Source organism: Pseudomonas sp. UBA5666 (assembly GCF_002420785.1).
Classification (GTDB): Bacteria; Pseudomonadota; Gammaproteobacteria; order Pseudomonadales; family Pseudomonadaceae; genus Aquipseudomonas; species Aquipseudomonas fulva.
The window spans coordinates 6,276-6,488 of the sequence record NZ_DIIQ01000010.1; the positions used below are offsets into that span (position 1 = coordinate 6,276).

Annotated in this window: 1 protein-coding gene; it reads left to right on the forward strand. The window is 53.5% G+C overall.

Annotated features, from left to right (window positions below):
• A partial coding sequence (locus B2Y33_RS06830; protein WP_288632794.1) for a cytochrome c1 occupies positions 1-148 on the forward strand: 148 nt, incomplete at its 5' end.
• Positions 149-213 lie beyond the last annotated feature (65 nt).

Consider the following 213-nt stretch of genomic DNA (forward strand, 5'->3'; position numbering starts at 1 on the left):
CAAGAACCTGGTGACCTTCCTGGCCTATTCGGCCAACCCGGTCAAACTGGAAAGTCAGCGCATTGGTACTTACGTATTGCTGTACCTGGCTTTCTTCTTCGTATTCGCCTATTTGCTCAAGCGTGAATACTGGAAGGACGTGCACTGATCACGCAGTAACCTCTGGTTGTTGAGCGCGCCTGTGGCGCACTGGCAGTTATGCCAGTGCGCCAC